This is a genomic window from Sinomonas sp. RB5 (assembly GCF_054063535.1).
The window spans coordinates 161,927-186,114 of the sequence record NZ_JBSSGJ010000002.1 but is presented as its reverse complement, the minus strand read 5'-3'; the positions used below and the strand labels follow the sequence as shown (position 1 = coordinate 186,114).

24 protein-coding genes are annotated in these 24,188 nt (G+C 72.5%); 16 read left to right on the top strand and 8 right to left on the bottom strand.

What is annotated here, in order from left to right; translation table 11 throughout:
- Positions 1–39: 39 nt before the first annotated feature.
- The 7 genes from ACVWWH_RS03535 to ACVWWH_RS03505 all read left to right on the top strand — a co-directional run bounded on the left by ACVWWH_RS03535 (position 40) and on the right by ACVWWH_RS03505 (position 7,525).
- The gene (locus ACVWWH_RS03535; protein WP_457315834.1) at positions 40–1,110 is read left to right on the top strand and encodes a histidinol-phosphate transaminase; all 1,071 of its coding nucleotides are present in this window, start codon (positions 40–42) and stop codon (positions 1,108–1,110) included.
- Between the two features lie 158 nt (positions 1,111–1,268).
- Positions 1,269–2,495, top strand: a complete 1,227-nt coding sequence (pdhA, locus tag ACVWWH_RS03530) for a pyruvate dehydrogenase (acetyl-transferring) E1 component subunit alpha (RefSeq protein ID WP_457315638.1) — start codon at positions 1,269–1,271, stop codon at positions 2,493–2,495.
- Positions 2,495–3,475, top strand: coding sequence for an alpha-ketoacid dehydrogenase subunit beta (locus tag ACVWWH_RS03525; RefSeq protein ID WP_066500971.1), 981 nt, complete (start codon positions 2,495–2,497; stop codon positions 3,473–3,475). The genes pdhA and ACVWWH_RS03525 overlap by 1 nt, the downstream gene beginning before the upstream one ends.
- A 10-nt stretch (positions 3,476–3,485) precedes the next feature.
- Positions 3,486–4,922: a dihydrolipoamide acetyltransferase family protein gene (locus ACVWWH_RS03520; protein WP_457315637.1), complete on the top strand. Its 1,437-nt coding sequence runs from the start codon at positions 3,486–3,488 to the stop codon at positions 4,920–4,922.
- A gap of 10 nt (positions 4,923–4,932) precedes the next feature.
- A complete protein-coding gene (locus tag ACVWWH_RS03515; RefSeq protein ID WP_141305542.1) occupies positions 4,933–5,283 on the top strand; it encodes a hypothetical protein in 351 nt (116 codons plus the stop codon).
- A 124-nt stretch (positions 5,284–5,407) separates the two neighbouring features.
- A complete protein-coding gene (locus ACVWWH_RS03510) occupies positions 5,408–6,850 on the top strand; it encodes an MFS transporter (protein ID WP_457315636.1) in 1,443 nt (480 codons plus the stop codon).
- A gap of 42 nt (positions 6,851–6,892) precedes the next feature.
- Positions 6,893–7,525, top strand: coding sequence for a phosphatase PAP2 family protein (locus ACVWWH_RS03505; protein WP_457315635.1), 633 nt, complete (start codon positions 6,893–6,895; stop codon positions 7,523–7,525).
- A gap of 19 nt (positions 7,526–7,544) precedes the next feature.
- On the opposite strand, the gene ACVWWH_RS03500 is transcribed toward ACVWWH_RS03505, so the two are convergent.
- Positions 7,545–8,693, bottom strand: coding sequence for an AI-2E family transporter (locus ACVWWH_RS03500; protein WP_457315634.1), 1,149 nt, complete (start codon positions 8,691–8,693; stop codon positions 7,545–7,547).
- 209 nt (positions 8,694–8,902) lie between these two features.
- Here ACVWWH_RS03500 and ACVWWH_RS03495 point away from each other — a divergent pair, with 209 nt between their 5' ends.
- The 3 genes from ACVWWH_RS03495 to ACVWWH_RS03485 all read left to right on the top strand — a co-directional run bounded on the left by ACVWWH_RS03495 (position 8,903) and on the right by ACVWWH_RS03485 (position 12,320).
- Positions 8,903–9,934 carry an AraC family transcriptional regulator gene (locus ACVWWH_RS03495; protein ID WP_457315633.1) on the top strand — a complete coding sequence of 344 codons (1,032 nt, stop codon included), beginning with the start codon at positions 8,903–8,905 and terminating at the stop codon, positions 9,932–9,934.
- A 143-nt stretch (positions 9,935–10,077) separates the two neighbouring features.
- Entirely contained in the window at positions 10,078–10,638 is a 561-nt protein-coding gene (locus ACVWWH_RS03490; protein WP_457315632.1) for a flavin reductase family protein, read from the top strand.
- 80 nt (positions 10,639–10,718) lie between these two features.
- Entirely contained in the window at positions 10,719–12,320 is a 1,602-nt protein-coding gene (locus tag ACVWWH_RS03485) for a 4-hydroxyphenylacetate 3-hydroxylase family protein (RefSeq protein WP_457315631.1), read from the top strand.
- Positions 12,321–12,505: 185 nt separating this feature from the next.
- Here the strand turns inward: ACVWWH_RS03485 and ACVWWH_RS03480 are convergent, their stop codons facing one another.
- Positions 12,506–13,123, bottom strand: a complete 618-nt coding sequence (locus ACVWWH_RS03480) for a TetR/AcrR family transcriptional regulator C-terminal domain-containing protein (RefSeq protein ID WP_457315630.1) — start codon at positions 13,121–13,123, stop codon at positions 12,506–12,508.
- A gap of 11 nt (positions 13,124–13,134) precedes the next feature.
- On the opposite strand from ACVWWH_RS03480, the gene ACVWWH_RS03475 reads away from it, so the two are divergent.
- Positions 13,135–14,424, top strand: coding sequence for a beta-ketoacyl-[acyl-carrier-protein] synthase family protein (locus ACVWWH_RS03475; RefSeq protein ID WP_457315629.1), 1,290 nt, complete (start codon positions 13,135–13,137; stop codon positions 14,422–14,424).
- Between the two features lie 30 nt (positions 14,425–14,454).
- Here the strand turns inward: ACVWWH_RS03475 and ACVWWH_RS03470 are convergent, their stop codons facing one another.
- On the bottom strand, positions 14,455–14,691 hold the full coding sequence (locus ACVWWH_RS03470) for a hypothetical protein (protein ID WP_457315628.1): 237 nt from the start codon (positions 14,689–14,691) through the stop codon (positions 14,455–14,457).
- Positions 14,692–14,857: 166 nt separating this feature from the next.
- Between ACVWWH_RS03470 and ACVWWH_RS03465 the strand changes: the two genes are divergently transcribed.
- Positions 14,858–15,802 carry a helix-turn-helix transcriptional regulator gene (locus tag ACVWWH_RS03465; RefSeq protein ID WP_457315627.1) on the top strand — a complete coding sequence of 315 codons (945 nt, stop codon included), beginning with the start codon at positions 14,858–14,860 and terminating at the stop codon, positions 15,800–15,802.
- A 27-nt stretch (positions 15,803–15,829) separates the two neighbouring features.
- Here the strand turns inward: ACVWWH_RS03465 and ACVWWH_RS03460 are convergent, their stop codons facing one another.
- Together ACVWWH_RS03460 and ACVWWH_RS03455 are read right to left on the bottom strand one after the other, a co-directional pair.
- Positions 15,830–17,014, bottom strand: a complete 1,185-nt coding sequence (locus tag ACVWWH_RS03460; RefSeq protein WP_066500943.1) for a type II toxin-antitoxin system HipA family toxin — start codon at positions 17,012–17,014, stop codon at positions 15,830–15,832.
- Positions 17,014–17,226 (bottom strand): helix-turn-helix domain-containing protein, encoded by a 213-nt coding sequence (locus tag ACVWWH_RS03455; protein ID WP_229710858.1) that lies wholly within the window; start codon positions 17,224–17,226, stop codon positions 17,014–17,016. The genes ACVWWH_RS03460 and ACVWWH_RS03455 overlap by 1 nt, the downstream gene beginning before the upstream one ends.
- Before the next feature lie 315 nt (positions 17,227–17,541).
- Here ACVWWH_RS03455 and ACVWWH_RS03450 point away from each other — a divergent pair, with 315 nt between their 5' ends.
- Both ACVWWH_RS03450 and ACVWWH_RS03445 read left to right on the top strand, forming a co-directional pair.
- On the top strand, positions 17,542–19,155 hold the full coding sequence (locus tag ACVWWH_RS03450) for an AMP-binding protein (protein WP_066500940.1): 1,614 nt from the start codon (positions 17,542–17,544) through the stop codon (positions 19,153–19,155).
- A 110-nt stretch (positions 19,156–19,265) separates the two neighbouring features.
- Positions 19,266–20,396: an FAD-dependent oxidoreductase gene (locus ACVWWH_RS03445; protein WP_457315626.1), complete on the top strand. Its 1,131-nt coding sequence runs from the start codon at positions 19,266–19,268 to the stop codon at positions 20,394–20,396.
- Positions 20,397–20,401: 5 nt separating this feature from the next.
- Here the strand turns inward: ACVWWH_RS03445 and ACVWWH_RS03440 are convergent, their stop codons facing one another.
- A complete protein-coding gene (locus ACVWWH_RS03440; RefSeq protein ID WP_084249634.1) occupies positions 20,402–21,181 on the bottom strand; it encodes a helix-turn-helix transcriptional regulator in 780 nt (259 codons plus the stop codon).
- 68 nt (positions 21,182–21,249) lie between these two features.
- Between ACVWWH_RS03440 and ACVWWH_RS03435 the strand changes: the two genes are divergently transcribed.
- Positions 21,250–21,792 (top strand): VOC family protein, encoded by a 543-nt coding sequence (locus ACVWWH_RS03435; protein ID WP_447420135.1) that lies wholly within the window; start codon positions 21,250–21,252, stop codon positions 21,790–21,792.
- A 7-nt stretch (positions 21,793–21,799) separates the two neighbouring features.
- Here ACVWWH_RS03435 and ACVWWH_RS03430 read toward each other — a convergent pair whose 3' ends face one another.
- Positions 21,800–22,615, bottom strand: a complete 816-nt coding sequence (locus tag ACVWWH_RS03430) for a hypothetical protein (RefSeq protein WP_457315625.1) — start codon at positions 22,613–22,615, stop codon at positions 21,800–21,802.
- A 113-nt stretch (positions 22,616–22,728) separates the two neighbouring features.
- Between ACVWWH_RS03430 and ACVWWH_RS03425 the strand changes: the two genes are divergently transcribed.
- Positions 22,729–23,769 carry an NAD(P)-dependent alcohol dehydrogenase gene (locus ACVWWH_RS03425; protein ID WP_066500932.1) on the top strand — a complete coding sequence of 347 codons (1,041 nt, stop codon included), beginning with the start codon at positions 22,729–22,731 and terminating at the stop codon, positions 23,767–23,769.
- A gap of 117 nt (positions 23,770–23,886) precedes the next feature.
- Here the strand turns inward: ACVWWH_RS03425 and ACVWWH_RS03420 are convergent, their stop codons facing one another.
- Complete coding sequence (locus tag ACVWWH_RS03420) at positions 23,887–24,165, bottom strand: YciI family protein (protein ID WP_457315624.1); 279 nt, start codon at positions 24,163–24,165, stop codon at positions 23,887–23,889.
- Positions 24,166–24,188: the final 23 nt, after the last annotated feature.

Here is a 24,188-nt window from a genome sequence, read left to right as displayed (position 1 = left end):
GTCGCGGCCGGCACCACGGGCGTCACCCCCCGACCCGTGATGGACCGGCTTCCCAAGTACGCCGCTGGCCGCCCTCCCGCACCCGTGGAGGGCCTCACGAGCTACAAGCTGTCCTCGAACGAGAACCCGCTCGGCCCGCTCCCCGCGGTGGCCGAGGCGATCGCCCGCGAATCGGCGGTCAACCGCTACCCCGACGCGGTGTCCACCCGCCTGCGCACCGCGCTCGCGGGGTTCCTGGACGTCCCGGCCGATGACATCGTCACCGGCGGCGGCAGCCTCGGCGCCCTGAACCAGATCCTCGCCGCCTTCGCGGGCCAGCAGGACGACGGCACCCCGGACGAGGTCGTGTACGCGTGGCGCTCCTTCGAGGCCTACCCCATCTCGGTGGGGCTGGCCGGGGCCCGCAGCGTCCAGGTGCCGGTGCTGGCCGACGGACGCCACGACCTGGACGCGATGGCCGCCGCCGTCACCGAGCGCACCAAGGTCGTGCTGCTGTGCACGCCCAACAACCCGACCGGACCGGCGCTGCGCCGCGCCGAGACGGAGCGGTTCATCCAGTCGGTCCCGGGCAGCGTGCTGATCGTGGTGGACGAGGCGTACCAGGAGTTCGTCCGCGACCCCGAGGCCGTGGACGGGATTGAGCTGTACCGGAAGTACCCGAACGTCGTGGTGCTGCGCACGTTCTCCAAGGCCCACGGCCTCGCCGGCCTGCGGGTGGGCTACTCGATCTCCCACCCCGAGGTGACGCAGTACCTGCGGGTCGCCGCCGTGCCCTTCGCGGTCTCCTCCATCGCGGAGGCCGCCGCCGTGGCGTCGCTCGAGCACTTCGGCGATGTTGTAGGAAGGGTACAAACGCTCGTCGACGAGCGGGAGCGCGTCACGGCGGCCCTGCGGGAGCTCGGCTGGGACGTGCCCGACGCCCAGGGGAACTTCGTCTGGCTCGCGCTCGGCGAGGCGACGCCCGAGTTCTCCCAGCAGGCGGCCGCGCAGGCCCTCTCGGTGCGGGCCTTCGGGACCGAGGGCGTCCGCGTGAGCATCGGCGAGTCCGAGGCGAACTCGCGGTTCATCGAACTCTGTAGGGCTTTCACAAAGGTCCCGCAGTCTTCCTAGAAGAATTCCACTTCGCGGCGGCCCAGCTCCCCTCGGTAGAGTGTCAGCTGGGTCGCCCCCTATATTCCGACGCAAGAATGCATTCCTGACGGGGAATATGAGTCCGGCCCACCGCCCGGTGCTCCGGGATCGGTCCCCACGGCAGGCGAGGAGGCGGTATGGGAGTAGAACTTCCCACGACCGAGTTCAGCGACATCCCCGATGAGCTCGCGATGGAGCTCGAGGCCCACGCGCACGACGGCGCGGAGGGGCACGGGGCCATGGTCCAGCTCCTCGACGAGGACGGGCGCTTCCGGCGCGACTCGAAGCTCGCGGAGTCCATCAAGGGCCTGAGCGAAGATTCCCTCCGAGGCATGTATCGGCAGATGGCCATGATCCGGCGGTTCGACACCGAGGCCACCGCGCTCCAGCGGCAGGGGCAGCTCGCGCTGTGGGTCCCGCTGCGCGGGCAGGAGGCCGCCCAGATCGGCTCCGGCACCGCCGCCCAGGCCCAGGACTACGTCTTCCCGACATACCGGGAGCACGGCGTCGCCCTCACCCGCGGCGTCGACCTCGCCGAGCTGCTGCGGCTCTTCCGCGGCCTCTCCAACGGCGGCTGGGACCCCAGGGCCACCGGCTTCCACCTGTACACCCTCGTCCTCGCGGCCCAGACGCCCCATGCCGTCGGCTACGCGATGGGGATGCAGCGCGACCAGGCCCGCGCGGCCGCCCGGGGCGAGGAGGCAGGCGAGCCGGGCGCCGTCGTGGCCTACTTCGGCGACGGCGCGAGCTCCGAGGGCGACGTGCACGAGTCCATGGTCTTCGCGGCCAGCTTCAAGGCGCCCGTGGTCTTCTTCTGCCAGAACAACCAATGGGCCATCTCCGTTCCCGCCGAGGTCCAGTCCCGGATTCCGCTCTTCAACCGCGCCAAGGGCTACGGGTTCCCCGGCGTGCGGGTGGACGGCAACGACGTGCTCGCCGTCTACGCGGTGACCCAGTGGGCCCTCGAGCGGGCCCGTGCCGGCAAGGGCCCGGTCCTCATCGAGGCCTACACCTACCGCCAGGGCGCCCACACCACGGCGGACGACCCCACGAAGTACAGGCTCAGCGACGAGGAGCAGTCCTGGCTCGCCAAGGACCCGCTGGCCCGCTTCGAGAAGCACCTGCGCGCCGAGGGCATCGCCGACGAGGCGTTCTTCGAGCAGGTCGCCGCGGACGGCGACGCGCTCGCCACCAAGGCCCGCGCCGACATCCTCGAGTTCACCGCGCCCGTGCTGGCGGACGCGTTCGCGAACGTCTACGCCGAGCCCCACCCCCTCGTGGAGCAGGAGCTCGCGTGGCACCGCGACTACGAGGCAGGCTTCGCGGACGCGGCTGCCGAGGCGACGAGGGAAGGCGGCCGCTGATGCCCACCATGACCATCGCCAAGGCGATCAACGCCGGCCTGCGCGCCGCCCTCGAGCAGGACGAGAGCGTCCTGCTCATGGGGGAGGACATCGGCACCCTCGGCGGCGTGTACCGCGTGACCGAGGGGCTCAAGTCCGACTTCGGCCCCGACCGGGTCGTCGACAGCCCGCTCGCCGAGTCCGGCATCATCGGCACGAGCATCGGCCTCTCGCTGCGCGGCTACCGGCCCGTCGCCGAGATCCAGTTCGACGGGTTCGTGTTCCCCGGCTTCAACCAGATCACCACCCAGCTGGCCAAGATGCACGCCCGCAGCAACGGCCAGCTCACGGTCCCCGTGACCATCCGCATCCCCTACGGCGGCGGCATCGGCTCGGTCGAGCACCACTCCGAGTCCCCCGAGGCGCTCTTCGCGCACACGGCGGGCCTGCGGATCGTCACGCCCTCCAACGCCCACGACGCCTACTGGATGACGCAGCAGGCCATCGCCTGCGCAGACCCGGTCATCGTCTTCGAGCCCAAGCGCCGCTACTGGCTCAAGGGCGAGGTGGACACCGAGGATCCCGGCGCGAGCGCGGACCCCTTCCGGGCCCACGTGGTGCGCGAGGGCACGGACGCGACCGTCGTCGCGTGGGGCCCGCTGGTCCCCGTGGCACTCGCGGCCGCCGAGGCCTCCGCCGAGGACGGGCGCAGCGTCGAGGTGATCGACCTGCGCTCGATCTCCCCGATCGACTTCGACGCGATCATCGCCTCCGTGACCAAGACGGGCCGTCTCATCGTCGCGCACGAGGCACCCACCTTCGGCGGGATGGGCGGGGAGATCGCCTCGCGCGTGGGCGAGGCCGCCTTCCTCTCGCTCGAGGCGCCCGTCATCCGGGTCGGCGGCTTCCACATGCCCTACCCCGTGGCGAAGGTCGAGGAGCACTACCTCCCGGACATCGACCGCATCCTCGAAGCCCTCGACCGCGCCTTCGCGTACTAGGAGCCGCCCCGTGACGCAGCAGATCTTCTCCCTCCCCGACGTGGGCGAGGGGCTCACCGAGGCCGAGATCGTGTCCTGGAAGGTCCAGCCGGGCCAGACGGTGGCGATCAACGACGTCATCTGCGAGATCGAGACGGCGAAGAGCCTCGTCGAGCTCCCCAGCCCGTACGCCGGCACCGTGGTGGAGCTCCTCGCCGGCGAGCACGTCACCATCGAGGTGGGCACCCCGATCATCGCGATCGGCGATGCCGTGCAGGCGCACGACGCCGCGCCCGCGCCGTCCGCTCCCGCCTCGCCGTCCGCTCCCGCCTCGCCGTCCGCTCCGGTCGAGTCCCCGGTCCCGACGATGCAGGAGCCCGGCGTGGAGAGCGGGCCCCTGGTCGGCTCCGGCCCGAAGGCGGACGCGGCCAAGCGCCGCCCCCGCCGCCAGACCCCTGCCGCCCCGCACCAGCCCACCACCCCCACGGTGGTGCCGGCGGGCGACAGCACCCCGAGCGGCGGAGCCGCAGAGGCGAGCCAGAAGCCCGAGCCGGGGAACGCCGTCGTCGGCCTCCTCTCCCGCGTCCTCGCCAAGCCGCCGGTCCGGCGGATCGCCAAGGAGCTGGGCATCAACCTCTCCGATGTGCCGGCCACCGGCGCCCGCGGCGAGGTGACCCGGGCCGACCTCGAGTCCTACCAGGCCCAGCGCGAGCGCGAGCAGGCGGCGGCGCCCACGTTCTGGGACCACACGAAGCGGCCGAGCGAGCGCCGCGTCGAGGTCGTCCCCGTCCGCGGTGTGCGCAGGGCGACGGCGAAGGCGATGGTCGACTCGGCCTTCAGCGCGCCGCACGTGAGCATCTTCGTGGACGTCGACGCGTCCCGGACCATGGAGTTCGTGCAGCGGCTCAAGAAGTCCCGCGACTTCGAGGGCGTGAAGGTCTCCCCACTGCTCATCCTGGCCAAGGCGGTCATCTGGGCCGCGGCCCGCAACCCGAGCGTCAACTCCGAGTGGGTCGCCGGGCCGGGCGGCGACGAGATCCACATCAAGCACTACATGAACCTCGGGATCGCGGCCGCGACGCCGCGGGGCCTGCTCGTGCCGAACATCAAGGACGCGCAGGACCTCTCGCTCCGCGAGCTCGCGATCGCCCTCAACGAGCTCGCCACCACGGCACGCGCCGGGAAGACCAAGCCCGCGGACATGCAGGGCGGCACGATGACCATCACGAACATCGGCGCCCTCGGCATCGACATCGGCACCCCGATCATCAACCCGGGCGAGGTGGCCATCGTCGCGTTCGGCACGATCCGGCAGAAGCCGTGGGTGGTCTCCGGCGAGGTCATCCCGCGCTGGATCACCACGCTGGGCGGCTCCTTCGACCACCGGGTGGTCGACGGCGACCTGTCGGCCCGGTTCATGGCGGACGTCGCGGCGATCATGGAGGAGCCCGCGCTCCTGCTCGACTGAGGGAGGGACCATGGGCAGCGCTGAACAGCCCGGGAGCGCGCGCACGCTCCGGATCGAGCTCGAGGACCCCGCCTCGGTGCCCTGGTGGGCGCGCGTCCTGTACACGCTCACGTCCCAGTACGGGCGCTCGCCCATGCGGTTCGTGGCACGCGCCGACGACGGGCGGATCCTCTACCGCGGGGCCACGTTCGCCGGGCCCGCCCTCGGGCGGACCGCCCCCCGGGAGGCCTGGGCGCCGGGGCTCGAGGCGAGCCTGGCCGAGCTGCGGGCCGAGATCGCCCGGGACGGATGGCTGGAGTCCTCCCACGGCCAGCAGCCCTGGGACCTCACCTACGTCCGCCCGGATCCCGCCGCGGGCTGACGGCTCCGCCGCATCTTGTGGCGGCTGGGCGGCGGGCGCACCATGGAGGCGGCAGCCAGGGCAGTCTCTGGCGCAGCGAGCACCATCCCTGGGCTGCGGGAGGTTGATCCATGTGGCTGCATCCATGGATGCCGGATCCGTGAGCGCCGCCGCGACGGGCCCGCAGATCATCGCCCGGCTCGAGCGGCTCGAGGTATGGAGCCTGTCCTACCTCTTCATCGGGATCATCGGCCTCGGGTTCCTGTTCACCTTCTACGACATCTTCGACATCAACGTCTCGTTCATCCAGACGTGCGTCCAGCTCAACAAGGGCTGCACCCCGGAGACGGCGCTGGGGGCGCTGCCGCTGCCCGTGCTGCTGAACCTGGCCGGCTACGTGCTCGGAACGCTGGTCCTGAGCCCCATCGCGGACCGGATCGGCCGGCGGAACATGCTCATGGTCACGATGCTCCTCACCGGCCTCGGGTCGCTGTACAACGCGTTCGTGGGCGACTACGCCAACTTCAACATCGCCCGCACCATCACCGGCATCGGGATCGGTGCCGACCTCGCGATCGTCAACACGTACATCAACGAGATGGCGCCGCGGCACGCGCGCGCCCGGTTCACCACGATCATCTTCATCATGTCCGCCCTCGGCGCCTTCGTGGGCATCTGGCTCGGGCTCATCCTCACGACGCCGGCCACCCCCTGGCCGCTCGGCCTGCCCTTCGCGGTGGCCGGGCCGGGGTTCGAGACCGGGTGGCGGTGGATGTACGGCGTCGGGGCGATCCTCGCCGTGGTCGCGGTGCTGCTGCGGTTCGAGCTGCCCGAGTCACCGCGCTGGCTCATCGGGCAGGGCCGCTTCGCCGAAGCGGATGCCGTGGTGAAGGACATGGAGGCGCGCGCCGCCCAGCACGGGCCCCTCGCCGAACCGGTGGTGACGGACGTGCACGGGGCGACCAGGCCGCCGTCGCCCGTCCCGTACCGCGACCTCTTCACGAACCCGCTCTACGTGAAGCGCATGGTGCTGCTGTTCTTCGTCTGGTTCATCGGGTACATCACGGTCTACGCCTTCGCCGCCGGCTTCACCGTGGTCCTCGCGGCCCTCCACTACCCGCCCCCCGAGGCCGGCGTCATCGCCGCGGTCGGGACCCTCGGGTTCGTGGCCGAGGCCGCCGTGATGAGCGTGATCGTCGAGCGGCTCGAGCGCCGCTACTGGCTGCCCGTCGGCGCCGTGGTGACCCTGATCGGTTCGCTGGTGGTGGCGGCCGCGGGGACCAACGTGGGGATCGCGATGATCGGCTCCATCCTCATCTTCGCCGGGTTCAACCTGTGGGTCTCGCCGACCTACGCCCTGACCGCCGAGTCGTTCCCCACCCGGGCGCGGACCACGGGCTTCGCGATCGTGGACGGGGCGGGGCACATCGGCGGCGGCATCGGCGTCATGGTCATCACCCCGATCCTGCCGATGCTGCCCGTGATCGGGGCGCTCGGGCTGATCTCCGTGTTCCTCGTCATCGCCGCGGTCCTGGTGCAGTTCACCCCGCACACCCGCAACAGGCACCTCGACCACATCTCGCCCTGATCCGGGCGGCGCCGGCCAGCCCGGGCATGGAACACTGGAACGGTGCTCACCAGCCATCGCCCGACGCCCTCGGCGCCGTCCCCGCAGGGGCGCGCCACCGCCGTCGCGCGGGCGCTCAGCGAGGTCTTCCAGCCGCCGTTCACGATCGCGGTCCAGCTTCTGCTGAGCCCGGCGGCGAGCCCCGGCTGGCCCGGCACCTGGTGGTACGGCGCCGTCGCGCTCCTGTTCACGTCGGTGCTGCCGTTCGTGGTGCTTCTCGCGCTCGTGCGTGCGGGCAAGGTGGTCGACCACCACGTGAGCAAGAGGTCCCAGCGCGCCCCCGTGCTCGCCATGGCGATCGTGTGCGTGCTCCTCGGGCTCGGCGTCCTCGTCTGGGCGGGGGCGCCGCACTCTGTGGTCGCGATGGTCCTGGCGCTCATTGCGGGCATCGCCGTCCTCGCAATCGTGAGCATTTGGTGGAAGGTGAGCGGCCACGCCGCGGCCGTGTCCTCTGCCGCGGTGTCGGTGCTCGTGCTCTTCGGCTCTGCGTGGTGGCCGCTGCTGCTCGTGGTCCTCGCGGTCGGCTGGGCCCGCGTGGTGCTCCGCGCCCACACGCTCGCCCAGGTGGTCACCGGTGCCCTGTTCGGGCCGATCGTGATCGTGGGCCTGTGGCAGTTGTTCCTGGAGGTCGGCTGACCGCGTCCCGGGCCGCAGGCTAGGACTCGGACCGGGCCGTGGGCGCGGGGCCGAGGTCCGTCCCGACCGGTCCGGTCGGCTCGGCCGGCTCCGCGGGTTCCCCGCGGCCGGTGAAAGTCTTGATGATGGCCCAGGCCACAGCCGTGACCGGCACGGCCAGCAGGGCGCCGATGATGCCGGCGAGCACCGTCCCGGAGGCGAGGGCGAGGATGATCGCCAGCCCATGGATCGAGAGGACCCGGCCCATCAGCAGCGGCTGGAGGAGGTGGTGCTCGATCTGGTTCGCCACCAGGACCACGATCAGGACGATGAGCGCCACGACCGGGCCATTGGAGATGAGGGCCACCCCGACCGCGAGGAAGCCCGCGAGCGTGGCGCCCAGGATCGGGATGAAGCCCCCGATGAAGACGAACACGGCCAGCGCCGGGGCCAGCGGCACGTGCAGGATCACCAGGCCCGTGCCCACGATGATGGCGTCGGCGGCGGCGACCAGCACGGTGCCGCGCACGTAGCCGCCGAGCACGTGCGCGCTGCGGTCGGCTGCGAGCCGGGCCTTGTCCCGATGGGACGGCGGCATGAACCAGAGCACGAAGTCGAGGATCTGCCTGCCGTCCTTGAGGAAGAAGAACAGGATCACGGCCATGAGGATGAGCGCGGTGAGGATCTCTCCCGCGGTGCGGGCGCCGGTGAGCGCCTCGGCTCCGAGGCTGCCCGAGGTGAAGAAGTGCTGGAGGGAATCGCGGGCCTGGGTGATCTGCTGGTCGCTGATGCGGGCCGGGCCGTTGTTGAGGAAGGCATGGAGCTGCTCGAAGCCGGCGGTGAACCGTTCGGCGAGCTCGCGCGCCTGGGCCCGGATGAGGAACACGATCCCCGTGATGATCCCGCCGAAGACCGCGAGGATCGCCACGAAGGAGGACAGGACCGCCAGGGCCCGCGGCCACCCGTGGGCGTGCAGCCAGCGGACGAGGGGCGCGATCGCGCTGGAGAGGATGGCCGCGATGACCACTGGGATCACCACGAGGGGGATCCTCAGCAGGACCCAGATGACGGCCCAGGCGAGGGCGCCGACGGCGAGGGCCTGGACCGAGCGGATGCCGGCCCGGCCGAGGGTATCGGTGAAGAGCGCGGCGAGCTGCCGCTTGGCGGGAGGGTCGGGCGTGACGGACATGGAGTCCTCATTCCGGTCGGTTGCCGTAGAGCGTGCTCAGGGTACCGCCGTCCGCCGGGAGCGCCGGGGAGCCGCGCTACTTCTGCTTCAGCTCAGCGGAAGGGGTCGATTCCCCTCTAGTGATGCCCCGATCTAGCGTCGGGTAATCCATGAGTGATGCAGACCACACCTGAGCCGGAGGCAGTGACGCCCCGGCGGGAAGGCGAGTGATGCCCGCTGAGCAGCTTCTCCCCGCCGACGGCCGGGACCGTCCCCGCTCGCTGGCCTTCTCGACCGAGGGGGTCGCCGCCGCGAACCGCCTCGAACTCTGGTCGGCCTACAACGCCAGGGCCCTGATCGACCTCGACATCCGCACTATGGACGATTCCCCGCTCGCCGCGACCGAGGTCAACCTCCACTTCGCCGCCGTCAGGCTCGCCCGGGTCAGGGGGAGCGCCCAGGTGATCGAGCGCTCCGAGAGCTACATCAGGAAGCACCCGATGGACCTCATCGGCGTGTTCTTCGCGCTCAAGGGCGAGGCCTTCTTCTACTACCCCGGGGGCTTCGAGGCCCTCCGGCCGGGGCAGGCCGTGATCTACGACGCCGACCAGCCGTTCATGCGCGGCTTCCACCGCGGCGTCGAGGAGATGGTCCTGACCGTCCCGCGCGGGACGTACCTCGAGCTCTCGGGCGGCCGGCGGCTGCGGCGGCCGGTCGTCGTGGACTTCCACGAGCCGGGGCCGGCCAACCGGCACATGCGCACCCTCGCGCGGCTCGTGCACGCGGCGCTCGCCGCCTGCGACCGCGACGGGGCGAACGCCCAGCGCTCCGGTGCCGCCACGGACGGGGTCGAACACTCGTCCATCGAACTCCTGCGCCTCCTCCTCATCGGCCGGGGCGGGGGCGCCGCCGAAGCGTATCTCGCCGCCGCGAGATGCTTCATCGACGACCATCTCGCCGACCCGGGGCTCTGCCCCGCCCAGATCGCCGCCGCGGTGGGCATCAGCGAACGCCACCTCGCCCGGGTCTTCACCGAGGCGGGCGAGCCGCCAGGCGCCTACGTGCTCAGGCGCCGGCTCGAGCGGGCCGCTGCGCTCCTCGCCGACCCGGGGGAGGGCACGACGCCGATCGCCGCCATCGCTGCCCGCTGCGGCTTCTCCTCGCAGGCCTACTTCGCCAGGGCCTTCAGGGCGAGGTTCGGCACGACGCCGCGCGAGGCCCGCCGCGATCGGGGCGCCGCGGTGCCCGTGCGCCCTGCCTGACGGCCGGCACCCTTTTGCACCCTGCGGACGCCTTTTTGCACCAGCCCGACAGGCGGCGCCGGACCTGCGCAGGGCCCGGATGTGAGCTGGAACACTCATGGAAGTCCCGGCGGCCCGATCGCCGGACCACCAGGAGGACCGACATGACCACCACCCCAGCCATCGACCCGCGGGAACTGCGCCACGCGTTCGGGCGCTTCGGAACCGGCGTCACTGTTGTCACGACCCGCAACGACGAGGGGGAGGCCCACGGCGCGACCGTGAGCGCCTTCACCGCCGTGTCCCTCGACCCGCCGCTCGCCCAGGTCACGCTCATGCGCGGCTCGAAGCTCGCCGACTACGCGGGCGGACGGCCCTTCGCGATCAACATCCTCAGCCTCGCCCAGCAGGACACGTGCCTGCACTTCGCCGGCCACCCCATGAAGGGCGGCCCGGCCTGGGGCTCGAGCACGACCGGGGTGCCCGTCCTCGCGGGCAACGCCGCCACCCTCGAGTGCCGCCCGTGGAACGTGTACGACGGCGGCGATCACCTCATCGTCGTCGGCGAGGTCGCCGCGCTCGAGATCGCCCCCGTGCCGCCCCTGCTGTTCTTCGGCGGGAAGTTCCACCACCTCGGCGGCCTCGTCGGCGGCGCGCCGTGGGACTACTGCGGCGACGGCCACGGGGCCCAGTTCACGCCGCTGCGGGAGTTCGCCTCCGTCTGAGCTCCCCGCACGAAACCTCAGCCAGCCCACCCCAGGCCGCGGCAGCGCCGCCGTCGGCCGCGCGAAAGGAGAACCGCCGCATGACCGAGATCCTCGACCAGCCCAGCACCCAGGCCGCAGCCCTGCCGGACATGAGCGTCCGCACCACGCCCGCCAACCCGCTCAAGCCGCAGACCGGCGACGAGTACATCGAGTCCCTCCGCGACGGCCGGGAGGTGTGGATCTACGGCGAGCGCGTCAAGGACGTCACGACGCACCCGGCGTTCAGGAACTCCGTCCGGATGGTCGCGCGGCTCTACGACGGCTTCCACCGCGACGAGACGGCATCGACGCTCCTGGTCCCCACGGACACCGGCTCCGGCGGACTCACCCACCCGTTCTTCAAGGCCGCCCGCAGCGTCGAGGACCTGAAGGCCTCGCGCGCAGCCATCGAGGCGTGGGCGCGCATGTCCTACGGCTGGCTCGGACGCTCGCCGGACTACAAGGGCTCCTTCCTCGGCACGCTCGGCGGCATGCCCGAGTACTACGAGCCGTACCAGGACAACGCGAACCGCTGGTACCACGAGTCGCAGGAGAAGGTCCTGTACTGGAACCACGCGATCGTGAACCCGCCCGTGGACCGGCACCTCCCGCCGGATCAGGCCGGGGACGTGTTCATGAAGGTCCAGAAGGAGACCGACGCCGGGCTCATCGTCTCGGGCGCCAAGGTGGTCGCCACCGGCTCGGCCATCACGCAGTACAACTTCATCGCCCACTACGGCCTGCCGATCAAGCGCAAGGAGTTCGCGCTCATCTGCACCGTGCCGATGGACTCGCCCGGGGTGAAGCTCATCTCCCGGGCCTCGTACGCGCACCAGGCCGCGGTCATGGGGACGCCGTTCGACTACCCGCTCTCTTCCCGGCTGGACGAGAACGACGCCGTGTTCGTCTTCGACAACGTGCTCGTCCCGTGGGAGAACGTGTTCGCCTATGGGGACATCGACAAGATGAACAACTTCACCCCGGCCACCGGCTTCCTCAACCGCTTCTCCTTCCAGGGCGTGATCCGCCTGGCCGTGAAGCTCGACTTCATCGCCGGACTGCTCCTCAAGGCCCTCGAGATCACGGGCACCAAGGACTTCCGCGGGGTGCAGGCGCGGGCCGGCGAGGTGATCGCCTGGCGCAACATGTTCTATGGGCTCGCGGACGCCATGGCGCTGAACCCCGACGCCGGCCCGAACGGGACGGTCCTGCCGAAGGCGGACTACGCGATGTCCTACCGCGTGTTCATGTCGGTCGGGTACCCGCGGATCAAGGAGATCATCGAGCAGGACGTCGCCTCCGGGCTGATCTACCTCAACTCGAGCGCCCTGGACTTCAAGACCCCGGAGATCCGGCCGTATCTGGACAAGTACATCCGCGGCTCCGAGGGCATCCAGGCCGTGGACCGCGTCAAGCTCATGAAGCTGCTCTGGGACGCGATCGGCAGCGAGTTCGGCGGCCGGCACGAGCTCTACGAGCGCAACTACGCGGGCAACCACGAGGGCGTGCGGCTCGAGACGCTCATGGCGGCCCAGGCCAACGGCACCACGGCGGCCATGAAGGGCTTCGCGGACCAGTGCCTCGCCGAGTACGACCTCGACGGCTGGACGGTGCCTGACCTCATCGGCAACGAGGACGTGAGCATCTTCCTCAACCGCTGACCCGCAGGATCTGACCCTCAGGACCTGACTCTCAGGAGGTGACTTTCAGGACGTGACTTTCAGGAGGCGACCCCCAGACTCTGGGGGTCGCCTCCATGTCCTTCTGAAGGGCACCTTCTGGGAGTCACCTTCTGGAGGACACCTTCTGGAGGTCAGCTTCTGGAGGGCACCTCCTGCGGGTGCCCCTAGGGCTCCCGGATGGTCAGGGTGCCGGCCAGGTCGAGGTCGGCCTGGGTGCCGGGGTAGCCGGACTCGGCGATGAGGATGGCGCCGAAGGCGGCAGACCAGAACGTCTTGACCTCTTGGCGCAGGCTGCGGTCGATCGCCCAGCCGCGCAGCCCGAGCACGTTCTCGAGGTGGTGCTCGGAGATGCGGAACAGCAGGCTCAGGTGGCCCTTGACCACGGGGCTCAGCTTGGGCTTGGCCCGCGCGAGCGCGAGCGCGCTGATGACCACGGGCAGGGAAGGGGTCACGAGGACCGTCCGCGCCATGGCGCGCCGGAACGCCTCGGCCGTCGAGAGCCGCGTTCCCACGCCCTCGATGCGCCCGGCGTCCCGCAGGAGCAGCACGAACGCGGCGTGGATGAAGAGCGAGTCCTTCGAACCGAAGTGGTAGGTGATCTGGTTCGGGAAGACCCGCGCGGCGGCGGCGATCTGGCTGACCGTGACCGAGTCCGCGGGGCGGGTCGCGAACAGGGCCGCCGCGGCGTCGACGATGCGCTGGCGCGTCTCCGCGCCGCGCCCCTTGCGCGGGGCGAGGAGGCGCCGTGCGGCGGCGGCGGCGCGTGTCTCGACGGGACCCATGACTGAATTGTATGCTGTACAAGCAGCCTCCCCTCTTGTACGGCATACAAGCTGCCGTCGGGGGGCTCGTCTACGCGGAGGACATCATGGGGACCGAGATCGTCATCACCGGAATGGGCGCCACGACGCCGCTCGGCGGCACCGTGCCCGAACTCTGGGAAGGCATGCTCTCCCTCCGCTCCGGCGTGCGCGCGCTCTCGGGGTTCGACCCCTCGCTCCCCGTCCACATCGCCGGGCGGCTCGCCGTCGAGCCCGAGCTGGCCATGCAGCCGGTCCAGGCGCGCCGCCTCGACCGCAGCCAGCAGGCCGCCGTCATCGCCGCGCGCGAGGCGTGGGCCGACGCGGGCGCGCCGGAGGTCGACGGCGACCGGCTCGCCGTCGTGATCGGGACCGGCATCGGCGGGGTGGGGACCCTCTTGGCCCAGGACGACATCCTCGAGGCCGCAGGCTCCCGCCGAGTCTCCCCGCGCACCGTCCCGATGCTCATGGCCAACGCCGCCGCCGCGCAGCTGAGCATCGAATACGGCGCCAGGGCCGCCGCCATGGCCCCCGCCTCCGCGTGCGCCTCGGGCGCCGAGGCGATCGTCCACGCTGCGCGGCTCATCGAGTGCGACGAGGCGGACATCGTGATCGCCGGCGGGGCCGAGGCCGCGATCACCCCGCTGACCATCGCCGGCTTCGCCCAGATCGGCGCGCTCTCCAAGGCCCAGGGCGACCCCGAGGCCGCCTCCCGACCGTTCGACGCGGGCCGCACCGGGTTCGTGCTCGGCGAGGGGGCCGGCGTCGTGGTCCTCGAGCGCGCTGAGCATGCCCGAGCGCGCAGGGCCCGGACCCGCGCCGCCCTCTCCGGCTACGGCGTCACCGCGGACGCGTTCCACATCACCGGCACCGACCCCGAGGGCATCGGCCAGATCAAGGCGATCCGCAAGGCCCTGCGCCGCGCGGGCATCGACGGCGGCGACATCCAGCACGTCAACGCGCACGCGACCGGCACCCACGTCGGCGACATCAGCGAGGCCCTCGCCGTCCGCGAGGCGCTCGGCGAGGACGTGGCGGTGACCGCGCCGAAGGGCGCGCTCGGGCACCTCGTCGGCGCGGCCGGTGCGGTCGAGGCGATCCTCACCGCGCTCACGCTCGAATCGGGCATCATCCCGCCCACGCGCAATCTCGACCACCTCGATCCGGCGATCGACCTCGACGTCGTTGCCGGCGCCCCGCGCCAGGCGCGCGTCGAGGCCGCCGTCTCGAACTCGTTCGGGTTCGGCGGCCACAACGTGAGCCTGCTGCTCACCCGCGCCTGACGCCGGCCGCCCGCGGGCGGCCAGCGGAGCTCACCACGGGGGCGGGCCGAGCAGGGCGATGTCCCGCCGCACCTGCTCGCGCCGGTCGTCGAGCCCCTGTCCCCGCCGGTCCGCGGCGCGCCAGGCGCGGAGCGCGCCGTCCCACCTGCGCACGACGGCGCGCAGCACCTCGGGCAGCCGGCCCGCCTCCCGCGCCGTGTCCCGCATGCTCCCGGGCCCGGTCCACGCCCTGCCCCGAAGCTGCTGTACGGTCCCCTGTGCGGCCATGGCCACTCCTTTGTCCTGCCCGTTCCCGGTGCTTCCCGCTGTCCCGAGACCAGTGTCCCGGGGGTGCAGGACAGGGGCGGTCCGCTGCTTCGGCGGTCGGCACGACGCGCAGGAGAACCCGCACTGCGGACAGCTTCTGTCCGCAGTCGGAGTCCATGATGGAGCCATGAACGACACGACGCAGCGCGTCCTGAGTCTGCTGAACCTGCTCCAGTCCCGCCCGGTCTGGAAGGGCGCGGAGCTCGCCGAGCGGCTCGGGGTCACCACACGCAGCATCCGCCGCGACGTGGACCGCCTGCGGGAGCTCGGCTACCCGGTGCGGGCCGAGCACGGAACCGGGGGCGGCTACCAGCTCGGCGCCGGGAAGGCGCTGCCGCCGCTGCTGCTCGACGACGAGGAGGCCGTGGCGGTGGCCGTGAGCCTGCGCCTTGCAGCGGGCGGCACGGTCACCGGGCTCGGCGAGGCCGCGGTCCGCTCGCTCGCGAAGCTCGACCAGGTCCTCCCGGCCAGGCTGCGCGCGGAGGTCAAGGGCGTCATCGAGGCGACGGTGAGCCTGGACAGCCCCGTGACGGCCGTTGACGCCGACGTCCTCGTGGCCCTCGCGCGGGCCATCCGTACCCCGGAGCGGGCCACGTTCGACTACACGAAGTCCGGCGGCGAGCGGTCCGAGCGCCGGGTCGAACCGTACCGCCTCGTGGCCGCGGCCCGCCGCTGGTACCTCATGGCGTGGGACCTGGACCGCGAGGACTGGAGGACCTTCCGGCTGGACCGCATGGCGGCCGCCCGCGGCACCGGCTGGCGCTTCAGGCCCCGCGAGGCGCCGGACGCGGTCGAGTACATCCAGTCGTCCATCACGCAGGCGCCCTACCAGTTCGTCGCGAAGGTCCGCATCCACGCCCCGGCCCACGAGGTCGCCGAACGGGTGCCGTCCACCATGGCCGTCGTCGAGCCCGAGGGGGAGACCACCCTCCTCACCGCCGGTACGGACGACCTCGACTACGTGGCCTACCACGTGGTCCGGCTGGGCTGGCCCGTCACGGTGATCGACCCGCCGGAGCTGCGGGACACGATGCGCGAGCTCGCGCAGCGGCTCGCCGCGGCCGGGGCCTGAGGGGCGCGCGGGCGGCGCCGTGGGGGACTAGTCGAGCTCCGCCCTCCGGTGCCGCAGCTCGCGCAGGGCCCGGTTGAGCGGCGAGCCCTCGAAGGGGAGCGTCGCGAGGTCCGCGCCGGCCGCGGCCTTGAGTGCCAGCGCGGTCGCGGAAGCGGCGGCCCGCTCGGGCAGGCCGATCGACGCGGCGAACTCGGCCCAGTGCCGGGCCCGCAGGCCCTTGGTCCGCCCGGCCACCGGAAGGGCCATGGTCATGTCGCCGTAGAGCACCGTGCTGGGGAGGTCGAAGACCGGCGCGGGGGCGCGATGCCCGGACGGGCCGGTCAGGACGGCCACGTTCTTGGCGTGGAGGTCGCCGTTTCCGGTGAGCCACGCGAACAGGAACTGCAGGTACAGGTTGCGGACGGCGACCGCCGGTGCCCGGCACGCCCCCGCCACGCCGGCGACGAGGTCCTCGGCCGCCACGGAGTACTTCGCCGCGGGCAGGATGCCCAGGATCTGGGCGCCGTCCTCCAGCTCGAGCCGGCGCCAGCGGCCGTCCTCGTGCATCCTGTCGAACCGGGAGACGAGGAGCCCGGGCACCCCCTGGGCGTCGCGCACCACGTGGGCGGACGCGACGGGGATCCGCAGCGCCCGGGCAGCCGCGAGGTGCAGCGCCTCGTTGAGCACGAGGTGCGGCGTTCCGGGCGGATCGAGCTTGAGGATCCAGCGGTGGTGGGGGGAGGCGACGGGCGCGGAGAGCATGGAGGCGCTGACCTTGTCCTGGACGCCGGGCAGCCCGTGCAGGTCGAGGGCGTCGGCGAGCCGCGAGAAGTCCGCCGGCGCCGCGTCGAGGTCGGCGAGCGGCTCCGGCTCCGACGGCGCCGTGCCCGCGGGGACCACCTGGACGTCGCCGGGAACGTCGCCCCCGACTGCGAGGAGGAGCGTGAGCTCGTCGTCGAGGCTCGTCTTGGCCGCGGACCGCAGCACGCTGAGCCGGTGCCCCTCGGGCAGGAGGCCGGCGAAGAACGCGGGGAGGCCGTGCAGGGGCCCCACGGTCTCCGCCCCCACCGGCAGCGTCCGGGCCACGGGCCGGCCCTGCGCCGCGACGTACTCGTCCCGGTAGGCGAAGCTGATGCGCGCCCGCTCGTCGCGCCAGAGCCTGCCGGCCAGGACCCCGGCCTTGTACACGTCCGCCTCGTCGATGAACCTCAGCGCGGAGAGGTCGTGGGACATCAGCTCGCGCCGACCGTGAGGCCGACGGCGCGAGCTGCGGCGATCACGGCACCGATGCTCGGGCTCGGCGAGCCGCGCTCGATGTCGCGCACCGTCCGCTCCGATGTCCCGGCGAGCTCGGCCAGGGTCGCCTGCGTGATGCCGGCGTCCTTGCGCGCGGCCCTGATGCTCGCACCGAGCGCCGCCAGCGCCTCTCGCGCGGAGTCCTCCACGCCGCCTCCTCCCGGCAGGCTCCTCCCGGCAGGATCCTGCCGGTCTGCTTGTCATTGGGAACCAGTGTCCCCCTTGGGGCCGCATCCGGCAAGATCCTGCCGCTTTCCCGGCCGGGCCGCGGGCCCACGCCCTGCAGCGGCCGGATCCGGCAACATCCCGCCGCCCACCCCGGCGTCGACCAGCCGCCCACCCCGCCGCCACCCCGGCCCGGCGCGCCTCTCCGCCCCTTGCCCCGGCCCCGACGGCACAGCACGATGTCCACAGCGGCGAGTGCCGCCGTCGTGCGCCGATCCGCCGGATCCGAAGGAGAACCCATGTTCGCGAGCCCGTACCCGGACGTCGAGATCCCGGAGGTGCCCCTCCACGAGTACCTGTTCGGCGGCCTGGCAGAAGAGGACCTGGACCGCGTCGCGATGGTGGACGGCACGAGCGGGGCCGAGACCACCTACCGCGAGCTCGTGGCCCGCATCGACGCCCTCGCCGGCTGGCTCGCCGCGCACGGGGTGGGCCCGGGGACCACCCTCGGGCTCATGTGCCCCAACGTGCCGGCCTTCGCCGTGGTGTTCCACGGGATCCTGCGCACCGGGGCGGCGGTCACCACGGTCAACTCGCTCTACACCGCCGAGGAGACGGGCCGCCAGCTCGCCGACGCCGGCGCCACGTGGCTCTTCACCGTCTCGCCGTTCCTGGACCGCGCCGAGCCCGCCGCGGGGGAGGCCGGCATCCCGCCGGAACGGGTGGTGGTGCTCGACGGCGGCCCGTCGCCCTCCGGCGCGGCGCACCCCTCGCTCGGGGAGGCGCTCTCCGCCGGGCTGCACGCGCCGGATGTCGAGGTGGACCCGCACGCCGTCGCGGTCCTGCCGTACTCCTCGGGCACGTCCGGCACCCCCAAGGGCGTCATGCTCAGCCACTACAACCTCGTGGCGAACGTGGCCCAGGGCAGGCCCCTGCTGGGGGTGACGGCCCAGGACACGCTCCTGGCCGTCCTGCCCTTCTTCCACATCTACGGCCTCACCATGCTCGTCAACGCGGCCTTCCTGCAGCGGGCGCGGCTCGTCACGATGCCGAAGTTCGACCTCGCCGAGTTCCTGCGCATCACCCAGGACCACCGCTGCACCTACCTGTTCATCGCCCCGCCCATCGCGGTGGCCCTCGCCAAGCACCCGCTCGTGGAGCAGTACGACCTCTCGAGCGTGCGCGTCGCGTTCTCCGGTGCGGCGCCGCTGGATGCAGCGCTCGGCGAGGGGGTCGCCGCCCGCCTCGGCTGCGCGATGCTGCAGGGCTACGGCATGACGGAGCTGAGCCCGGCCTCGCACATCATGCCGCTCTCGGAGGCCGGCCGGATGCCCCTGGACTCGGTCGGCGTGACGGTGCCCAACACGCAGTGCAAGCTGCTCGACCCGGCCACGGACGAGGAGATCCCGCTGCCCCCGGCGGAGAAGGGCCCAGAGGCCGTGAGCGCGCCCGGGCAGCTGCTGGTCCGGGGGCCGCAGGTGATGCTCGGCTACCTCAACCGCCCGGACGCGACCGCCGCGACGATCGATCCGGACGGGTTCCTGCGGACGGGGGACATCGCCACGGTCCGCGCGGACGGCGTGGTGACGATCGTGGACCGGCTCAAGGAGCTCATCAAGTACAAGGGCTACCAGATCGCGCCGGCAGAGCTCGAGGCGGTGCTGCTCACCCACCCGCAGATCGCGGACGCCGCCGTGATCGGGGTGCGGGCGGACGACGGCGAGGAGGTCCCCAAGGCGTTCGTCGTCCGCCAGCCGGGTGCCCAGCTGGGCGACGAGGACGTCATGGCGTTCGTGGCCGAGCACGTCGCCCCGTTCAAGAAGGTCCGCGCCGTCGAGTTCCTCGACGCGATCCCCAAGTCCTCCTCGGGCAAGATCCTCCGGCGCGAGCTGCGGGCGGCGGAGCGGGGCTGAGGCCTCCGGCGACACGTTGGTGCGCGCAGCAGGTCCCGGTTGGCGCTGAGCGCGCCCCTGATGGATTACTGGAAGGGCAGCGGATCCAGGAAAGACTCAGGAGCAGGACCATGGAATCGACCGAGTATGCCGTCATCGGGGCCGGGCTGGCGGGCGCCTCCACCGCCTGGCACCTGGCGGCCCGCGGCCACGAGGTGACCGTCCTCGAGCGTTCGACCCCCGCGAACGATGCCGGCAGCTCCCACGGTTCCGCGCGGATCTTCCGCTACGCATACGAGGACGAGTTCTACACGCGGCTCCTCCAGCGCTCGGAGGAGGGCTGGGCGGAGCTGGCCCGGCTCGGCGGCCGCGAGCTCATCACCGCCACCGGGTCCGTCGACTACGGCGCCGAGCGCGACCCCGCGGCGCTCGCCGGGGTCCTCGCGGCCTGCGGGGTCGGGCACGAGCTGCTCGGCGCCGAGGAGGCCCGCGGGAGGTGGCCCCAGATCGCGTTCGACACCGACGTGCTGTGGCACCCCGGTGCGGGGGTGATCGATGCCCAGGAGACGGTGATGGCGATGGTCGGCGCCGCCGCGGACCACGGCGCCCGGCTCGAGACCGGCTGGGCCGCCGAGTCCGTGGTCCGCGACGGGCCCGCGTTCGTCGTGACCGCGGAGGACGGGCGGACGCTGCGCGCCGGCCGGGTGGTCGTCGCCGCGGGCGGCTGGCTGCCGCGGCTGCTCGGGGCGCTTCCCCTGCCGGAGGGGTTCCTTGGCGCCATGCCGCACCTCGAGGTCCGGCAGGAGCAGGCCTACCACTTCCCCTACGCCGAGTCGCCGGCCGAGGCGTCCGCGACGTGGCCCACGTTCATCCACATGCGCCGGGGCTGGACGGCGTACGGGCTCCCGGGCGGGCGCGACGCAGGGTTCCGTGGGCAGAAGATCGCCGAGTTCAACGGAGGCAAGATCCTTCCCTCGGCGGCGGACCAGGACGGGGTGATCGACCCGGAGAACCGGCGCCGCGTCGTCGAGTACGTGCGCGAGTGCCTCCCGGGCCTGGTCCCCGAGCCCTACGCGGAGACCACGTGCCTGTTCACCAACACGCCGACCGAGGACTTCGTCATCGACTCCGCCGGCGGCATCACGGTGGTGTCCCCGTGCTCGGGGCACGGGGCCAAGTTCGCGCCTGTGATCGGCGAGCTCGCGGCGGACTCGGCCTCGGGCGCAGGGGAGGTGCCCGCGCGCTTCCGCGTGGCCCGGTAGGCCCCTCAGCGGCCGGCGTACTCCCGGGGCGTCATGCCGAGCACCGCGCGGAAGTCCCGGGTGAGGTGGGGCTGGTCGGCGTAGCCGAGGCTGTGGGCGAGGTCCGCAAGCGGCGTGCGGGGATCGGCCCGCAGCCGTTCGGCCGCGACCTGGATCCGCCGCCGCCGCATGAGCGCAGCCGGTGTCGGGCCCATGAAGTCGGCCGCAAGGCGGTCGAGGGAGCGCTCGGAGGCCCCCATCGCGGCCGCGAGGTCCGCCACCTTCAGCAGGCCCGGGTGCGAGTCGGCGAGCTCGGCCATGCGGTTGGCCTCGAGCCCCCGCGGATCCGCGGCCGGCACGAGCCCCACGATCCAGCGCAGCACCGCGTCCGCGGCCTCGGCGTAGCGGGTCTCCGCCGGCTGCTCCGAGGCCATGGAGTGCACGACGGCGCGGTGCACCTCGGGCGCGTCGAGGTCGCGTTCGGCGTCGGCGAACTCCGCGGGCCGCGGGGCGAACAGCGGCGTGGCCGCGGGCCGCAGCAGCATCCCCACGCCCCAGCCGCGGCCGGCGAGCGTGCGGGTGGAAGCCGACGTCGCGGGCCCGTAGACGGCGAACCTCTCCGGCTCGGCGACCACGTTGAGCGCAGGGTAGCCGAGGACCAGCTGGCGCACGGCCTGGCCCTCCGGGAGGTCCCATTCGACGATCCATAGGTGCCGGACGGCGTGCGCGGCCCAGGCCGGCGGGGCGATCCTCGCGATCGGGGCCCGGGGATCGGGGGTCAGCTCACCACGGGATGTCGGCTGCACAGGCCACAGCCTAGGCGGTGGCGGGATTCTTCAAGAGCGCTGCCCGCGGGCGCGGCTAGCGTGGCCGCATGAGCGAACAGACAGAAGAGACCAGCACCGCTCCGGGCAGCCGCGCCGCCAACGGCGAGCACACCGTCAACGGCATGCCGCGCGGCTCGACCTCGCTGACGCCGTTCATCGTGGTGGACGGCGCCGAGGCCGCGATCGGCTTCTACGGGGCCGTGTTCGGCGCGCGCCTCCTCTCCCGGACCGACATGCCCGGCCCCGACGGACGGCCCCTCGTGGCGCACGCCGTCCTGGACTTCCCGTCCGGCCGGCTCGAGCTCGGCGACGCGAATCCGCAGTACCACCTCGTGCTCCCGCCGGCGGGGGACGACGACTGCTATTCCCTGGCCGTCTACGTCCCGGATGTGGACGCCGCCGTGGACCGGGCCGTCGCCGGCGGTGCCACGGTCCGGGAGCCCGCCACGGACTTCGTCTCGGGGGACCGCTTCGCGAGCATCCGCGACCCGTTCGGCATCCGCTGGTCCATCATGACCCGCGTGGAGGACCTCTCCGACGACGAGGTGAAGGCCCGCATCGAGGCGTGGGCCGCGTCGCTGGGCGGCTGAAGCGCCTTCAGGGGGCGCCGTCCGCCCGGATCCCGGCGAGGAACGCCGGGAACTGCCAGCCGCCGAAGAAGCCCAGGGCCTCGATCCAGCTCGCCTCCGTCCGGGCGTCGGCGGGCGCCCCCGCGGCGGTCATCGAGCGCGCCAGGACGGTCAGGCCCTGGGCGCTCGAGGCGAGCCGGGCGGAAGCCGCGGACAGCAGCGCGCCGGCCCGCGCGTCGTCGCCCGCCACCCTCCGCACCGCCTCGGCGAGGTGGAGGCGGCAGAGGCGCGCGCCGTCGTCGTGCGTCCCGGCGGCGGCGCCGGCGGCGGCGCCGAGGCAGGCCGGGCAGGCGGCCGGCGCCCACTCGTCCGCCGTGGCCTCGCACCAGCGGCGGGTGTGGCGCAGGAGGTTCGCCTCGGCGGCCAGCGCCGCGCTGTCCGAATTCGCATACCCGAGCGCGAACCCCTCCCGCGGCGCCCCCGCGAGCTGCGCGCACAGGTAGCACGGGCGCGAGGGGATGAGGGCGGCCTCGGCGCGGCGGCCCCAGCCGCGCGGCCGGGCCAGCCGGGCGGACAGGGTGCGGCAGAGGTCCTCGTAGAGGACGCACACGTCGAAGGGCTGGTGGCCGCCGCGGCCGCCGACCCCGGCCTCCCACAGCTCGATCTCCACCACCGCGTACGCCCACGTGTGCCGGGGGCAGAAGCCCAGCGAGGCGCGCAGCCAGGACCGCACCGCGGCGTCCATGATGTCGCCGTGGACGAACGCCCACAGGAGGCGCGTCTCCTCCGTGGTGAGCAGCAGCGGCCCCGCAGGAAGCAGCCCGAAGCGGTCCGGAACAGCCATGCCCGCCTCCTCGCAGCGCGCTGGATGATGCGACTGTACCCCTGAGTAGCGTAGGATGCTGGGCGATGTTTGCCGCATCAAGCAAACTCAACACCCTACGGATTGGAGTCACCATGCCCACCGTCAATGCCTACGCAGCACCGGGCGCCGCTGAGCCGCTCGTCAAGACCACCATCGAGCGCCGCGAGCTTGGCCCGCATGATGTCCTCATCGAGATCAAGTACGCCGGCATCTGCCACTCTGACATCCACACGGTCCGCGGGGACTGGGGCCCCCAGCAGTACCCGCTCACGCCCGGGCACGAGATCGCGGGCGTCGTCACCGAGGTCGGCAACGAGGTGACCAAGCACACCGTCGGCGACCGCGTCGGCGTGGGCTGCATGGTCAACTCGTGCGGCCACTGCGTGAACTGCGAGAAGGGCAACGAGCAGTACTGCCTCGAGGGCAACGTCGGCACCTACGGTGCCGTGGACCGCGACGGCACCATCACCCAGGGCGGCTACTCGACCCACGTGGTGGTGACCGAGGACTTCGTCCTGCGGATCCCGGACGGCCTCGACCTCGACGTCGCGACCCCGCTCCTGTGCGCGGGCATCACCACGTACTCGCCGCTGAACCGCTGGGGCGCGGGCCCGGGCAAGAAGGTGGCCGTGGTGGGCCTGGGCGGCCTGGGCCACATGGGCGTCAAGATCGCCCACGCCATGGGCGCCGAGGTCACCGTGCTCTCGCAGTCGCTGAAGAAGAAGGAGGACGGGCTGCGGCTCGGCGCGGACCACTACTACGCCACGTCCGATCCCGAGACGTTCGAGAAGCTCGCGGGCACGTTCGACGTCATCCTCAACACCGTCAGCGCCCCGATCGACCTCAACGCCTACCTCGGCCTGCTCGCCGCGGGCGGCGCCATGGTCAGCGTGGGGGCCCCGCCGGAGTCCCTCGCCGTCAACGCCTTCAGCCTGATCGGCGGCGGCAAGACCCTCGCCGGGTCGATGATCGGCGGCATCCGCGAGACCCAGGAGATGCTGGACTTCTGTGCCGAGCACGGCTTCGGCGCGGACATCGAGCTGATCCCCGCGGAGCAGATCAACGAGGCCTACGAGCGCGTGCTCGCCTCGGACGTCCGCTACCGCTTCGTCATCGACGCCGCGACGTTCTGACGGCCGCGTCCCGAGCGGGCTGCGCCTCTCTGCGCGTCCGCTCGGACGCACGACGGCGCGCCGCACCTTTCCGGGTCCGGCGCGCCGCTGCGGTGGCGCCCCGCAGGGGCCCGCGGCCTAGGTGAAGCGCACGGCGTTCCATTCGAGCACGCGCGGCTCGGCCAGGCCCTCGAGCACGAACGGGTCGTCGGCGATGAACCGCTCGGCGTCCTCGCGCGAGCTGAAGAGCCCCATGGAGCTGGCCGCGGGGTCCGGTGTCTGGAACGGGCCGAGCGCGAGGAGGCCGCCGCCGTCGGCCCGGAAGGCCTCGTAATAAGCTTTGTGGCGCGGATAGACCTCGAGCACGCGAGCCCGGTCGGCGCCGTCGCGCAGGGTGTAGAACACCACGAATTCCATGCCCGGATCCTAGCCGGGAAGGG